This is a genomic window from Roseicyclus marinus (genome assembly GCF_030163795.1).
In the GTDB taxonomy this organism is placed as follows: domain Bacteria; phylum Pseudomonadota; class Alphaproteobacteria; order Rhodobacterales; family Rhodobacteraceae; genus Roseicyclus; species Roseicyclus marinus.
In genome coordinates, this window is the sequence record NZ_JASJOF010000002.1 from 299444 (window position 1) to 313366 (window position 13923).

At 65.5% G+C, this 13923-nt stretch carries 13 protein-coding genes; 6 read left to right on the forward strand and 7 right to left on the reverse strand.

Annotation, left to right across the window (positions count from 1 at the left end; all coding sequences use genetic code 11):
- The 3 genes from choV to choW are packed head-to-tail and all read right to left on the reverse strand — an operon-like array spanning nucleotide 1 to nucleotide 2377.
- Nucleotides 1-1014 (reverse strand): choline ABC transporter ATP-binding protein, encoded by a 1014-nt coding sequence (choV, locus tag QQK63_RS04280; RefSeq protein WP_277827203.1) that lies wholly within the window; start codon nucleotides 1012-1014, stop codon nucleotides 1-3.
- Nucleotides 1011-1427: a GFA family protein gene (locus QQK63_RS04285; RefSeq protein ID WP_277827201.1), complete on the reverse strand. Its 417-nt coding sequence runs from the start codon at nucleotides 1425-1427 to the stop codon at nucleotides 1011-1013. Before QQK63_RS04285 ends, choV begins: the two co-directional genes overlap by 4 nt.
- On the reverse strand, nucleotides 1424-2377 hold the full coding sequence (gene choW, locus QQK63_RS04290; protein WP_277827199.1) for a choline ABC transporter permease subunit: 954 nt from the start codon (nucleotides 2375-2377) through the stop codon (nucleotides 1424-1426). Before choW ends, QQK63_RS04285 begins: the two co-directional genes overlap by 4 nt.
- Nucleotides 2378-2442: 65 nt before the next feature.
- Between choW and QQK63_RS04295 the strand changes: the two genes are divergently transcribed.
- Complete coding sequence (locus QQK63_RS04295) at nucleotides 2443-3087, forward strand: glutathione S-transferase family protein (RefSeq protein ID WP_277827197.1); 645 nt, start codon at nucleotides 2443-2445, stop codon at nucleotides 3085-3087.
- A 14-nt stretch (nucleotides 3088-3101) separates the two neighbouring features.
- Here the strand turns inward: QQK63_RS04295 and choX are convergent, their stop codons facing one another.
- Nucleotides 3102-4046 (reverse strand): choline ABC transporter substrate-binding protein, encoded by a 945-nt coding sequence (choX, locus tag QQK63_RS04300; protein WP_277827195.1) that lies wholly within the window; start codon nucleotides 4044-4046, stop codon nucleotides 3102-3104.
- 91 nt (nucleotides 4047-4137) lie between these two features.
- On the opposite strand from choX, the gene betI reads away from it, so the two are divergent.
- From betI to betA, 4 genes are read left to right on the forward strand one after another with little or no spacing between them, the layout of a single operon-like run.
- Entirely contained in the window at nucleotides 4138-4719 is a 582-nt protein-coding gene (gene betI / locus QQK63_RS04305; RefSeq protein WP_277827193.1) for a choline-binding transcriptional repressor BetI, read from the forward strand.
- Nucleotides 4716-6224 carry a choline-sulfatase gene (betC, locus tag QQK63_RS04310; protein ID WP_277827191.1) on the forward strand — a complete coding sequence of 503 codons (1509 nt, stop codon included), beginning with the start codon at nucleotides 4716-4718 and terminating at the stop codon, nucleotides 6222-6224. Before betI ends, betC begins: the two co-directional genes overlap by 4 nt.
- Nucleotides 6221-7675 (forward strand): betaine-aldehyde dehydrogenase, encoded by a 1455-nt coding sequence (gene betB / locus QQK63_RS04315; RefSeq protein ID WP_277827189.1) that lies wholly within the window; start codon nucleotides 6221-6223, stop codon nucleotides 7673-7675. The genes betC and betB overlap by 4 nt, the downstream gene beginning before the upstream one ends.
- Before the next feature lie 11 nt (nucleotides 7676-7686).
- On the forward strand, nucleotides 7687-9357 hold the full coding sequence (gene betA, locus QQK63_RS04320) for a choline dehydrogenase (protein ID WP_277827820.1): 1671 nt from the start codon (nucleotides 7687-7689) through the stop codon (nucleotides 9355-9357).
- A 74-nt stretch (nucleotides 9358-9431) separates the two neighbouring features.
- On the opposite strand, the gene QQK63_RS04325 is transcribed toward betA, so the two are convergent.
- Genes QQK63_RS04325 through QQK63_RS04335 form a run of 3 tightly spaced genes read right to left on the reverse strand, consistent with a single transcriptional unit; the run spans nucleotide 9432 to nucleotide 12438 of the window.
- Nucleotides 9432-10655 (reverse strand): vWA domain-containing protein, encoded by a 1224-nt coding sequence (locus QQK63_RS04325; protein ID WP_277827187.1) that lies wholly within the window; start codon nucleotides 10653-10655, stop codon nucleotides 9432-9434.
- Entirely contained in the window at nucleotides 10652-11755 is a 1104-nt protein-coding gene (locus QQK63_RS04330; protein ID WP_277827185.1) for an AAA family ATPase, read from the reverse strand. The genes QQK63_RS04325 and QQK63_RS04330 overlap by 4 nt, the downstream gene beginning before the upstream one ends.
- The gene (locus QQK63_RS04335) at nucleotides 11752-12438 is read right to left on the reverse strand and encodes a hypothetical protein (RefSeq protein WP_277827183.1); all 687 of its coding nucleotides are present in this window, start codon (nucleotides 12436-12438) and stop codon (nucleotides 11752-11754) included. Before QQK63_RS04335 ends, QQK63_RS04330 begins: the two co-directional genes overlap by 4 nt.
- A gap of 117 nt (nucleotides 12439-12555) precedes the next feature.
- Here QQK63_RS04335 and QQK63_RS04340 point away from each other — a divergent pair, with 117 nt between their 5' ends.
- Entirely contained in the window at nucleotides 12556-13923 is a 1368-nt protein-coding gene (locus QQK63_RS04340; RefSeq protein ID WP_277827817.1) for a phosphohexomutase domain-containing protein, read from the forward strand.

Consider the following 13923-nt stretch of genomic DNA (forward strand, 5'->3'; position numbering starts at 1 on the left):
TCAGGATCCAAGACGGGCGGTCACGCTTTCGGGCGTGACCGTGCCGATCACGTCTCCCGCCTCTTCCACCGCCAGCGCTGCGGGGCTTTCGGCAAAGCGTTTGAGGATCTCGCGCACCGGCAGGTCGGCGGCGATGTGATCGCCCGCGCCGGGCACCGGCTGCATCACGTCGCGTGCGGTCAGAACCCCCAATGGGTTCATGTTGGCCACGAATTCCGCGACATAGCCGTTTGCGGGGCTCGAGAAAATCTCGCGCGGGGTGCCGCATTGCACGATCCGCCCGCCCTCCATGATGGCGATCCGATTGCCGATCTTGAACGCCTCGTCCAGATCGTGACTCACGAAGATGATGGTGCGCTTCAGATCGCGTTGCAGGTCCAGAAGTTCATCCTGAAGCTTGGACCGGATCAGCGGGTCGAGCGCGGAAAAAGGTTCGTCCATCAACAGGATCGGCGCTTCGGTCGCAAAGGCGCGCGCCAATCCCACGCGCTGCTGCATGCCGCCCGACAATTCCCCCACCAAGGCCCCCGCGCGGTCCGCCAGGCCTACAAGCTCCAGCTGACGCTCGACCCGGGCGCGACGTTCCTCGGCGGAAAGCCCGGCCAGTTCGAGGCCGAGGCCCACGTTGTCGCGGACGCTGCGCCAAGGCAAAAGGCCGAATTGCTGGAAGACCATGGTCACCGCGGTCTGCCGCAACCGTCGCAGGGCCGCGCCCCGCGCTTCGGTGACATTGACCATCGTATCGCCCACGCGCACCTCGACATGGCCGCGCACCACGGGGTTCAGCGCATTGACGGCCCGCAGAAGGGTGGACTTCCCCGAGCCCGACAGCCCCATGAGAACAAGGATTTCCCCCTCTTCGACCTCCAGCGCGCAATCATGCACACCCAAAACTTGCCCGGTGGCGGACTGGATCTCGGACCGGCTTTCCCCCGCATCGGCGCGTTCCAGCGCGGCTTCGGGTCGATCGCCGAACATGATGCAGACATCGTGGAAACGGACGGCATGGGTCATGTCGGGGTCTTCTCGTAGCGCAAGATACCGTCGATCCGGGGCGGGGCCCCGTCGGACGGATGATGGATGCCGTCATTGACCGGGATTTCAGGCAGGTCCCAGACCGAAAAATCCTTCAGACAGGCAAGGTTGACGCCGAACTGCTCGGGGTTCGAGCGGCGCTGGTGATGGGTGTAGATCCCGCAGGTTCGGCAAAAGAAATGCTGCGCTGTGAGGGTACCGAATTGGTAGAGGGTCAGATTGTCCTCGCCCGCGTGAAAGCGGATGCCGTCAAGGTTGGCCGACACGGCGACCGCCCCCCGCATCGTGCAATAGGAACAGGTGCAACGCCGGGCGGAGGACAATCCGCCTGGCAGCGTCACGTGAAACCGAACCGTTCCGCAATGGCACGATGCCTCGAACATCTCGGTCATCTGCGCCCCACCCTCAGAACCCGGTCGAGCAAGATCGCCACGACCACGATGATCAGCCCGGCCTCGAAACCCAGCCCGGTGTTGACCTGATTGAGCGCGCGCACCACCGGCACGCCCAGCCCATCCGCACCGACCAGCGCCGCGATCACCACCATCGACAGCGACAGCATGATGGTCTGGTTCAGCCCCGCCATGATCTGCGGCGCGGCATAGGGCAGCTCGACCTTCCACAGCTTCTGACGCGGGGTGGCGCCGAATGCATCGGCGGCCTCGATCAGCGCGGTGGGGGTCGAGGATATACCCAGATGCGTCAGGCGGATCGGCGCTGGCAGCACAAAGATCACGGTGGCAATCAGCCCCGGCACCATGCCGATGCCGAAAAACACGATGGCCGGGATCAGGTAGACGAAGGTCGGCAGCGTCTGCATCAGGTCAAGCACGGGCCGCATCGCCGCGTAAAGCCTTGGGCGGTGGGCAACGGCGATGCCGATCGGCACACCCAGCCCCATGCAGACCACGCAGGCCGACAGGACCAGCGTCAGGCTTTCGGTCGTTTCCTCCCAATAGCCTTGGTTGATGATGAACAAGAGGCCCGCCGCCACCAGCGCAGGCACCCGCCAACCGCGGTGAAGCCGCCAGACCAACGCCACGAAGATCAGCGTCACAAGGATCGGATGCCATTCGGGCGGGTAGAGATAATCGATCTCGGACCGGCGCAGATCATAGAGCCAGCCGGTGTTGGGCGGTTCCTGCAACAGGGCGAGAATGGCCTCGATCAGCACCTCGAGCCCCACGGCCAAAGCATCGAACAGGCCCGACAAGTTGGATTGCAGCCAGTCAAAGCCCGCCTCGGCGGCGTCCCCGACCCGCAATTTGCATTCCGTGACAGCGCCGAGCGGGCCTGCCCCCTCGGGCCAGCCCTCGTCGCAGTCCGTGATCCACCTCAGCATGGCTCACCTTTCGCGGTACCTTGCCCTGTGGCAGGCTTCGCGCGACCCGGACCGGAGGAGATGAAATGCCCGACCTGACGCTCTACACCAATCCCATGTCGCGCGGGCGCATCGCCCGCTGGATGATGGAAGAGGCGGGCCTGCCCTACGAGGCCCGTATCGTCGCCTATGGTCCTGAAATGAAATCGCCCGCCTATCGCGCGCTTAACCCGATGGGCAAGGTTCCCACGCTGGTCCACGGCGACACCGCCATCACCGAGGTCGCGGCGATCTGCACCTACATGGCCGAGCTTGCCCCGGATGCTGGCCTGATCCCGCCGCCCGCGACGCCCGAGCGCGGCAGTTTCTACCGCTGGATGTTCTTTGCCGCCGGCAGCGTCGATCCCGCGGTCTCGGCGGCCTCTCTGGGCCTCGACACCAGTGACCCGCAGGTCTACCGGCGCGTCGGCTGGGGCACTGTCGAGGCTGTGGCCGACACCTTGGCGGGCCTGTTGTCCGACGGACGCCCCTACCTCTTGGGCGAACGGTTCAGCGCGGTCGACATTTGCCTTGGCAGCCAGATCGTCTGGGGCCTGCAATACAATTCCCTGCCCGCGCGTGACGGCTTCGCCGCCTATGCCGCCCGCATCACCGACCGGGACGCCGCGCAGCGCGCCGCCGCGATCGACGACGCGCTGATCCCCGCGCCCGAACCGGGCACGGGGACTTGATGATGGCGCCGTGATCAAAGCCCCAGCGCCGCCGAGACCGCTGCCGCCGCGTCACCGCCGTCAAGCGTGGTGACCCCGTCAAGCCAGCCCATCACCGTGTCGGGATTGGCCGCCATCCACGCCGTCGCAGCCTCGGCCGGATCGGCACCATCGTTCAGGATCGCGCCCATGATCTCGTTTTCCATGGCCAGCGTGAATTCGAGATTGGTGAGCAGTTGCCCCACGTTCGGGCAGGCCTCGACATAGCCCGCGCTCGTGTTGGTATAGACAGTTGCGCCGCCCAGATCGGGGCCGAACCAATCATCGCCGCCCGTCAGGTAGGTGAGGTCGAAATTGGCATTCATCGGATGCGGTTCCCAGGCGAGGAAGACGATCGGTTCGCCCCGGTCCACGGCGCGGGCGACCTGCGCCAGCATGCCCTGTTCCGAGCTTTCGACCACGTCGAAATCCGCAGCCCCCAGCCCAAAGGCATCGGCCGCGATCATGTCGAGGATCAGGCGGTTGCCGTCATTGCCGGGCTCGATCCCGTAGATCTGGCGCTCGAGTGCGTCGCCCGCACCCGCGACATCGCTGAAATCGTCGATCCCCATGGCCGCACCATGGGCATTGGTGGCGAGCGTGTATTTCGCCCCCGTCAGGTTCGCGCGCACCGTGTCCACCGTGCCCGCATCGCGGTAGGGCGCGATATCGGCTTCCATCGTAGGCATCCAGTTGCCGAGGAACACGTCGATGTCGCCCGAGGCGAGCGAGGTATAGGTGACCGGCACCGACAGGACGCGGATCTCGGTCTCGTAGCCCAGCGCCTCGAGCACCACGGTGGTGGCCGCCGTCGTCGCGGTGATGTCGGTCCAGCCAACGTCCGAGAAGGTCACCGTGGCACAATCGTCCTGCGCCATGGCCGCACCTGCGGAAAGGCTCAGCGCCAGCGCGCTTGCGGCGCTGCGGGTCAAAAGGCTCATGGTCATATCTCCCTGTTCTGGTCGTTTTGTTGATTGACCAGTCAATTAAAAACCTGTTTTCTGCGGCAATGCAACCATCAGGGGACAAGCAATGCCACGCGTAGGCATGATGGCACAGCGTATGGACGCGCTTGTCAACGCCACGATCGGAGAGATCGGGCGCAAGGGCTCGCTCGACGTGACCATGGGGCAGATCGCCAAGGCCGCGGGCGTGTCGAGCGCGCTGGCCCATCATTACTTTGGGTCGAAGGACGACCTATTCCTCGCGGCGATGCGGGCGATTCTGTCCGAATTCGGGGCCGAGGCCCGCCGCGAGTTATCCGCGGCGCGGGATCCGCGTGGGCGCCTTGGTGCCATTGTCCGGGCCAGTTTCGGCGGCCAGAACTTTCTGCCCGAGGTGGTCGCGGCCTGGCTCAATTTCTACGTTCTGGCCCGCACCCAGCCCAAGGCAGCGCGGCTGTTGAACATCTACCAGCGGCGGCTCGTGTCGAACCTGACCCATGCGCTGCGCCCGCTCTGTGACCGGCCCCAGTCCGTCGCGCGGACCGCTGCCGCGCTGATCGACGGGCTCTATATCCGCCACGCCCTGACCGAGGCCGGGCCGCCTGATGCAACGCAGGCCATCGCCACGGTCGAAGCCTACCTGACACTCGCCATCGGAGACGCACGTTGACCCGACCCAACATCCTGATCGTGATGGTCGACCAGCTGAACGGGACGCTCTTTCCCGACGGCCCGGCCGATTGGCTGCACGCGCCGCATCTCAAACGGCTCGCCGCGCGGTCGGTGCGCTTCGCCAACAGCTACACGGCAAGCCCGCTGTGCGCGCCCGCCCGCGCCAGCTTCATGTCCGGACAATTGCCCTCGCGCACCGGGGTCTATGACAATGCGGCGGAATTCGCTTCCTCGATCCCGACATACGCCCATCACTTGCGGCGCGCGGGCTATTACACGGGTCTGTCGGGCAAGATGCATTTCGTCGGCCCGGATCAACTGCACGGCTTCGAGGAACGCCTGACGACCGACATCTATCCCGCCGATTTCGGCTGGACGCCCGATTACCGCAAACCCGGCGAGCGGATCGATTGGTGGTACCACAACATGGGATCCGTCACCGGCGCGGGCGTGGCCGAGATCAGCAACCAGATGGAATACGACGACGAGGTGGCCTTCATGGCCGAGCAAAAGCTCTATGACCTCGCGCGGGGAAAGGATGCCCGGCCCTGGTGTCTGACCGTCAGCTTCACCCATCCCCACGACCCTTACGTCGCGCGACGCAAGTATTGGGATCTTTACGAGGATTGCGCGCATCTGCAGCCCGATGTGCCCGCCCTGCCCTATGCGGATCACGACCCCCATGCGCAGCGCATCTTCGACGCAAACGACTGGCGGAATTTCACGATCACGGAGGATGATATTGCGCGGTCCCGGCGCGCCTATTTCGCCAATATCTCTTATCTCGACGACAAGATCGGCGGCATCCTCGACGTGCTCGACCGCACCCGGCAGGACGCGATCGTCGTCTTCGTCTCGGACCATGGCGACATGCTGGGCGAGCGGGGGCTTTGGTTCAAGATGAACTTCTACGACGGGTCCGCCCGCGTCCCCCTGATGATCGCGGCCCCCGGCCTTGCGCCGGGCCGGGTCGAAGATCCGGTATCGACCATCGACCTGTGCCCGACGCTGTGTGATCTGGCGGGCGTCTCGATGGCCGAGGTCATGCCATGGACCGATGGCGAAAGCCTTGTGCCCTTGGCGCATGGTCGGACACGGCAAAGCCCCGTCGCGATGGAATATGCCGCCGAGGCGTCGATCACGCCGCTGGTGGGACTGCGGCAGGGACGGTGGAAATACACCAATTGCGCGGCCGACCCCGAGCAGCTTTTCGACCTGATGGCCGATCCGCAGGAGCGGGTGAACCTTGCCGATGACCCCGCCCATGCCGGGACGCTGGAACACTTCCGCGTCATGGCCGCCGCGCGCTGGGATCTTGAGGCCTTCGACGCCGCGGTGCGCGAAAGCCAGGCCCGCCGCTGGGTTGTCTACGAGGCGCTCAGGAACGGGTCCTATTACCCGTGGGATTTCCAACCGCTCAGAGCCGCCTCCGAGCGCTTCATGCGCAACCACATGGACCTCAATGTCCTTGAGGAAAATCAACGCTTTCCGAGAGGGGAATGATGCAAGCCCAACCCAATGCCAGCCATTTCGTCAACGGTGCCTATCTCGAGGATGCGGCGGGTTCATCGCTGCCCGTGATCTTTCCCGGAACGGGTGAAGAGATCGCGCAAGTCCATGAGGCTACACCGGCCGTGATCGAAGCCGCGCTTGCCGCAGCCAAAGCCGCGCAAGCGCCATGGGCCGCGCTGATGCCCGTGGAACGGGGCCGCATCCTGCGCCGGGCCGCCGATATCATCCGGTTGCGAAACCGGGAATTGTCGGAACTCGAAACGCTCGACACCGGCAAGCCGATTTCCGAAACGCTGGTGGCCGATGCGACCTCTGCCGCCGATGCGCTGGAATTTTTCGGCGGGCTGGCCGGTACGCTGACCGGCGAGCATGTGCCGCTCGGCGCCGATTGGGCCTATACGATGCGTATACCGCTGGGGGTCTGTGTGGGCCTTGGCGCGTGGAACTATCCCACGCAGGTCGCGGCGTGGAAGGCCGCGCCGGCACTGGTCTGCGGCAACACCATGGTTTTCAAGCCTAGCGAGCAGACGCCGCTCTGCGCCCTGAAACTGGCCGAAATCCTGGTCGAGGCGGGCGCGCCGCCCGGTGTGTTCAACGTGATCCAAGGCGCGGGCACGGTGGGTCGCGCGCTGGTCGAGGACGCGCGCGTCGCCAAAGTGTCCCTGACCGGCTCGGCCGAGACCGGCAAACGCGTCTATGCCGGGGCGGCGGCGCAGATGAAGCATGTGACGATGGAATTGGGCGGGAAATCGCCCCTCGTCATCTTCGAGGATGCCGATCTCGACAGCGCGGTTTCGGCAGCGATCAACGCCAATTTCTTTTCCACCGGGCAGGTCTGTTCCAACGGGACGCGGGTTTTCGTGCAGCGCGCGATCAAGGAGGAATTCTTGGCCCGGCTGGTTGCGCGTGTGTCCAAGGCCGTCATCGGCGATCCGAGGGATGAAGCGACGCACGTTGGGCCGATGACCAGCGCCGAACAGCTGGAAATCACCTGTTCCTACATCGAAAAAGGCAAGTCCGAAGGTGCGCGGCTGGTGCATGGCGGGCGCGGGCCCGACCGGCCCGGATGGTTCGTGGAGCCCACGATTTTTGCCGATGTGACCGACGAGATGAGCATCGCGACGGACGAGATATTCGGCCCGGTCATGTCGGTCCTCGATTTCGAAACCGAGGAAGAGGTGATCACCCGCGCCAATGCGACCGATCTGGGCCTGTCGGGCGCGGTCTTTACTCGCGATCTGGTGCGCGCGCATCGCGTGATCCATGCGATCGAGGCCGGAACGCTCTGGATCAACCAGTACAACGTGACGCCGGTTGAACTGCCTTTTGGTGGGGTGAAGGGATCGGGTCTCGGGCGCGAGAATGCGCGCGCGGCGATCGAATCCTATAGCCAGCTCAAATCCATCTATGTCGGCATGACCCCGGTAGAGGCGGCCTATTGATGTCGGGATCCATGCAAGCCGATCATGTCATCGTGGGCGCGGGCAGCGCAGGCTGCGCCATCGCCTGGCGTCTGGTGGAGGCCGGAAAATCCGTCATCGTCGTGGAACATGGCGGCAGCGATTGGGGCCCGTTCATCAACATGCCCGCCGCGCTCTCCTATCCGATGGGGATGAAGCGTTACGACTGGGGCTATATGACCGAGCCAGAGCCGCATATGGACGGGCGTATCATGGCCTGCCCACGCGGCAAGGTATTGGGCGGATCCTCGTCGATCAACGGGATGATCTATGTGCGCGGCCATGCGCGCGATTTCGACACCTGGGCCGAAATGGGGGCGGAGGGTTGGTCCTATGCCGATGTCCTGCCCTATTTCAAACGGGCCGAGACATGGCATGGCGACGCGGGGGATGCGCGGTTCCGGGGGCATGATGGCCCGCTGCACATCACGCGAGGACCACGAAAAAACCCTTTGTTCCAAGCCTTTATCGAGGCGGGCGCGAACGCCGGATACGGCGCGACCGAGGATTACAACGGCCAGCGGCAAGAGGGTTTCGGAGCCTTCGAGATGACCGTATGGCAGGGTGAACGCTGGTCGGCGGCCAAGGCCTACCTGCGGCCCGCGCTGAAAACCGGGCGCTGCACGGTGGTGCGCGGCTTGGTCGAAAAGGTCGAGATCACGGACGGCCGCGCCAGAGGTGTGCGGCTGGCGGGCGGGCGCCTGATCGAGGCGCGCGAGGAGGTGATCCTGTCCGCTGGTGCGATCAACTCGCCCAAAATCTTGATGCTCAGTGGAATTGGACCAGCCAAGCATCTGGCCGAAATGGGTATTCCCGTGCTGGCAGACCGCCCCGGCGTGGGTGCGAACCTTCAGGACCATCTTGAGCTGTATATTCAATATGCGTCTACCAAACCCGTCAGCCTTGCGCCCTATTGGTCGCTTTGGGGCAAGGCGCTGGTGGGTGCGCAATGGCTGTTTTTCCGCCAAGGTCTTGGCGCGTCGAACAATTTCGAGGCCTGCGGTTTCATCCGGTCGCGGGCGGGGATCGACTATCCCGACATCCAGTTCCATTTCTTGCCCATCGCCGTGCGCTATGACGGCAAGACGGCGTCCAAGGGGCACGGGTTCCAAGCACATGTCGGGCCGATGCGATCCAAAAGCCGCGGTAGGGTCACGCTACGCTCCGCCGATCCGGCGGAGGCGCCCCGGATCTTGTTCAATTACATGTCCCAACCCTCTGATTGGGAAGAGTTTCGGCGCGCGATCCGGCTGACGCGGGAGATCTTTGCGACCGAGCCGATGGCGGGCTTTGTCGACCACGAAATCCAGCCCGGACAGGCCGAAACGGATGCAGAATTGGACGCCGTGATCCGGGAGCATGCGGAAAGCGCCTATCATCCTTGCGGGACGGCGCGAATGGGGCGGCGGGATGATCCGATGGCGGTCGTGGACCCGCAGGCGCGGGTGATCGGGGTGGAGGGGCTACGGCTGGCGGACAGTTCGGTTTTCCCCCTGATTCCAAACGGAAACCTGAATGCGCCCTCGATCATGGTGGGGGAAAAGGCGGCCGATCACATCTTGGGCCGCGCGCCGCTTGCCGCGGAAAACCTCGAGCCCTGGATCGCGCCGGATTGGGAAAACGCGCAGCGGGAGAGCGACGCGCGGAAGGCGGCGGCGGAGTGAAAAAGGGCGGTAGGGATCTCGTCGTTTTTCCGTAGTGAACCCGTAGTGCATCCGTAGTGCATCTGTCATGCGCATCAGCGCCCCTCGCCGATGACCAGAACCCGGCCATGGGGCGGCGGATCGACGGGCGCGGGGACCGCCCAGAGCACGGGGTAGCCCGGCGCGGGCGGGACGACCGCGTCGAGGTCGGTGAGCACCACGAGCATGGAGGGGGCAGCGGCCCCTGCCCGGTCGAAAAGATCGGCGTAATCCGTGCCGCCGCCCGTTCGCAGCGGCAGATCGCCCAGCGCCTGCCATCCCGATGGATCGAGGCGCGTTTCGAGAAAGACCGCCTCGTCGAAGGCCATCAGATGCACCTCGGCCCCGGTGCGGCGCGCGATGCCCCGCGCCTCGGCGGTGAAGAGCCGCAGCATCTGCGCATCTACGGAAGAGGAGGTATCGAGGCCCACGACCAGCCGGGGGCGCGCATCCATCCGTTGGCGACCCGGTTCATAGACCGGCACGGGACCGCCCCGGCGCTCGGCCTCGGCCATGCGGGCGACCCATCGCCCGGCGGGCCGCCGCCAACTGGCATGGGGCCGTTCGGTGAGCGCACGGGCGAGAACGCCGCGCAAAGCCACCTCCCACGGGACGGCGGCGGGGGCGAGATCGGCGAGGATCGCACCCAGCTTCCCAATGCCCGTGCCCGCCTTGCGCCCGGCCTCGAGCGCGCGGAGGATCTGGTTGCGCCAATCGGCGGTTTTCTGGGTCTCGCCGCTGTCGTCGGGTTCGCCAAGACCCAGATCGACGGCGAACCCTCGCGTTGCGCCCCAGTCGCGGAGTTTCTCGGCGCGTTTGGGATCGGCGTGGAGCGCCATGGCGAGCCTGTCGGCATCCCAGCGTTCCAGAGCCGCGACGGGGGATTGCGCGGGCAATCCCGCCTCGGCCAGAAGCTCGGTCAGAAGAACGGCGGGGCGCGGGACGGCATGGCCGGCAAGGATAAGCGTCTCATTGATGATCCCGTCAGCGGCGAGACCGAAGAGCGAGGCGTCGAAGCCGTCGCCCAAGCGTTCGGCCAAGCCTGCCTGCCGGTCGGAATGGCGCAGCGCGACATGGAGGACGTGATGAGCTACAAGCCCCACTTGTTCCGGCAGGCCCAGCGTGTCGAAACCGGGGCCGTAGCTGATCGTGTCGCCATCCGTTCGGGTCGCGCCATCGCCGTCGCGGTGGCGGCACCAGAGCGCCAGGACGGCAAGGGCCGGATCGACCTCGCCCAGATGGGCGAGCGCGCGGGCGGCGCGGTTGGAATGGGTCGTCACGGCAACCCTGCCGCCTGCCGTTCGGCGGCATAGGCGGCGTAATCGGGGCTGTCGGCAAAGACATCTTCCCAGCCCTGTTCGAGCGCGCGGCCGATCAGCATCTCGAAGCCGAAGGCAGCCAATTCACTCACAGGTAATCCACCGTAGCCTTGCCCGCCAAGCCCACGCAAATCGGACAGAATCTCGATGCCTGTGGATAAGTTTGCGCGGGTGGTCGCGCCGACCATCCCATAGACCAGCGCCGTCAGGCCATGGAGGGTTCGGGGATACATCACCACACGATCCTTGCGCGGAGTTTCCATCATTGCGTCAATCTGGACCGTGGCCGCGATTTCATCGGCCAGCAGCGCGAATTCGGCGGCAGGCGCCGCCCCCACCGTGCCCGCGATCATCACGGAGCGCGTGGCGCGGTCGGGAATGGCGTGCATGATCTGGCTGACCCGTGTCCAGCTGCGCGGGGTGCAGGCGATCATCTGGCCCCGGCGCAAGCTGTCCTCGGTCGTCTCGAGCAGGTCGGGCCGTGTGCGGATGAAGGCCGCGACGGCGGGATGGATGCCTGCGGGGATGGCATAGTGTTTCAGCCAATCCTCGGGATTTGCCTGCACGATCATGTGGATGAGCCGGTCCGATAGCGCCGTGCCCATGTCATAGGCGATGGCGCCATCTTCGATCCGGTTGCCTGCGGCGATGATCATGACGCTGTCGGGCAGGCGGTGGCGACCCACGCGGCGTTCCTGCAAGAGGCCGTAGACGGTGGGTTGCAGGGCGGGGGCTGCGGCGGTCAGTTCGTCGAGGAACAGGATCGCGGGGGCGTCGGTGTCGGGCAGATCTTCGGGGCGGTACCAGATGGTTTTCGCCGCCTCGTGGTCGAAATAGGGGAGGCCGCGCAGATCCTGCGGTTCGATGGTCGTCAGGCGCAGGTCGAAAAGTTCCGCGCCGATGCGATGGGCAAGGGTCTGGACCACTTCGGTCTTGCCGACACCGGGCCGGCCATGCAGCATCCAGCTGGCCATCAGGCCCCCGGCTTTCTGCGCCTCCCACCCGGCCTCCAGCACCTTCAGCGCCTCGCCCGCCGCAACCGTCGTCGCATTCACGCTCATGCGGTGGCCGCCCGTTTTTCAAGCGCTGCCGCCAGCCGCGCATGGGCGGAGACGGCGCGGGCCTCTTGCGCGATGTCGCGGATGTAGAGGTCATCGCGGTGATTGACGGCCAAGAGGTCACGCTCGGTCAGATCGGCATCGAAAAGATCCGCGAGTGCGGCGCGGTCGCCCTCATCGAGCGACAGGAGCCGGGGGGCGGGCCGGTCGGTCTGGACCGAGACGAGCGTCAGGGGGGCGATGCGTGCCAGTTCGGATTGTTCGATGACAAGGCGCAAGTCGCCATCGGTCAGGGCATGGCGGGCGGCGATCTTGCGCAGGGCGGCGCGGGCGCGGAAGGCGAGCGTGTCGAGGCGGCGCGCGGCCGTATCCGCATCGACGGCGCGGGCGCGGCCCGCCTTGGACAGGCGCAGCACCTTCATCTCGACGAAGGCGATGACGATGAGCATGGCAAGCGGGGCCTGCGTGACGGGCAGCGCCAGATCGCGCGACAGGAGCGGGATGGCGACAAAAGGCAAAAGCGCCGAGAGATAGCGGAGGATCTGGATTTCCACGATCATCCGGAGCCAGAGCCGAAAGCCCCCGCGGCGCGGCACGAGCTGCACCCGGCCCAGGAACTTCTTGGGCAGGCTGCGGGTTTCCAAGACGCCGCGGTTGGAAATGGTCGTGTCGCTGGCGATCAACATGGGTCCTAGCCTAGCGCATTTGGAGAGGCCGCCAATGGCCCTGCTTTCGTCTTTGGGTCCGATGCGCTAGGTCTGGGGTCGCCGTGTCCGAAGAGGAGTGTTTTTCGCATGACCCGCATCCCGCCGCTGAGCTGTTTCAAGGCCTATGACATCCGTGGACGTCTGGGCGACGAGCTGAACGAGGAGATCGCCTATCGGATCGGGCGGGCCTTTGCAGAGGTGATGACGGCGCGGCGCGTGGTTCTGGGGCGCGACGTGCGCCCGACGTCCGAGGCCTTGGCAGCCGCCGTGGCGCGCGGGCTGGTCGAAGCAGGGGTGGAGGTGCTGGACCTTGGCCTGTCGGGGACGGAAGAGACCTATTTCGCCACCACCCATCTGGAGGCGGATGGCGGCATCTGCGTCACGGCGAGCCATAACCCGATGGATTACAACGGGATGAAGATGGTGCAGCGCGGATCGGCCCCGATCGGCAATGCCGAGGGGATGGCCGCGATCAAGGCCTTGGCCGAAAGCGGGGAATTCGCGGCCCCCATGGCGGGCGGGCGGGTGACCTACGCGAGCGGCACCCGGGCGGCCTATGTCGCGCGGCTGATGGAATTCGTCGATGTCGCGGCGCTGACGCCGCTGAAAGTGCTGGTCAATGCCGGCCATGGAGCGGCCGGCCCGAGTTTCGACGCGCTGGCGGATGCCATGGCCGAGGCGGGCGCGCCGATCGAGTTCGTGCGGGTCTATCACGATCCCGACGGCAGCTTTCCGGCGGGCATCCCGAACCCGCTTCTGGACGAGAACCAGCCCCTGACCGCGGGACCGGTGGTGGACCATGGCGCGGATATGGGCGTGGCTTGGGACGGCGATTTCGACCGCTGTTTCTTTTTCGACAACGAGGGCGGGTTCGTCCCCGGCGAATATGTCGTGAGCCTGCTGGCCGAGGCGTTCTTGGTCAAGGAGCCGGGGCAAAAGATCGTCCATGACCCTCGCGTGATCTGGGCCACGCAGGAGATCGTGGCGGATCTGGGGGGCCAGGCGATCCAGTCGAAATGCGGCCATTCCTTCATCAAGCAGGTGATGCGCGACACGGGCGCCGTCTATGGCGGAGAGATGTCGGCGCATCACTATTTCCGCGATTTCATGGCCTGCGACAGCGGCATGATCCCGATGCTGTTGATGATCGAACTGGTTTGCCGCAAGGGGCAGAGCCTCAAGGAATTGCTGAGCGAACGGCGCGCGGCCTATCCCTCCTCGGGCGAGGTGAATTTCCGCGTCGCCGATCAGAAGGCGGTGATCGCGGCGATCGAGGCGGAATATGCCCCCAAGGCGGAGGCGCGGGACGAGACCGATGGGTTGTCGCTGTCCTTCGGGGATTGGCGGTTCAACTTGCGGGCGTCGAACACCGAGCCCTTGTTGCGGCTCAACATCGAGGCACGCGGCAAGCCCGATCTGGTGGCTGCGAAACTGGCGGAATTGACCGCGTTGATCGGGGGCTGA

Excerpts from the sequence above, each read along its gene's own strand:
- QQK63_RS04335 (WP_277827183.1), bottom strand. The coding sequence starts at position 12,438 with ATGTTGATCGCCAGCGACACGACCATTTCCAACCGCGGCGTCTTGGAA.
- QQK63_RS04295 (WP_277827197.1), top strand. The coding sequence starts at position 2,443 with ATGCCCGACCTGACGCTCTACACCAATCCCATGTCGCGCGGGCGCATC.
- choV (WP_277827203.1), bottom strand. The coding sequence starts at position 1,014 with ATGACCCATGCCGTCCGTTTCCACGATGTCTGCATCATGTTCGGCGAT.
- betB (WP_277827189.1), top strand. The coding sequence starts at position 6,221 with ATGATGCAAGCCCAACCCAATGCCAGCCATTTCGTCAACGGTGCCTAT.
- betA (WP_277827820.1), top strand. The coding sequence starts at position 7,687 with ATGCAAGCCGATCATGTCATCGTGGGCGCGGGCAGCGCAGGCTGCGCC.
- QQK63_RS04330 (WP_277827185.1), bottom strand. The coding sequence starts at position 11,755 with ATGAGCGTGAATGCGACGACGGTTGCGGCGGGCGAGGCGCTGAAGGTG.
- QQK63_RS04285 (WP_277827201.1), bottom strand. The coding sequence starts at position 1,427 with ATGACCGAGATGTTCGAGGCATCGTGCCATTGCGGAACGGTTCGGTTT.
- choW (WP_277827199.1), bottom strand. The coding sequence starts at position 2,377 with ATGCTGAGGTGGATCACGGACTGCGACGAGGGCTGGCCCGAGGGGGCA.
- choX (WP_277827195.1), bottom strand. The coding sequence starts at position 4,046 with ATGAGCCTTTTGACCCGCAGCGCCGCAAGCGCGCTGGCGCTGAGCCTT.
- betI (WP_277827193.1), top strand. The coding sequence starts at position 4,138 with ATGCCACGCGTAGGCATGATGGCACAGCGTATGGACGCGCTTGTCAAC.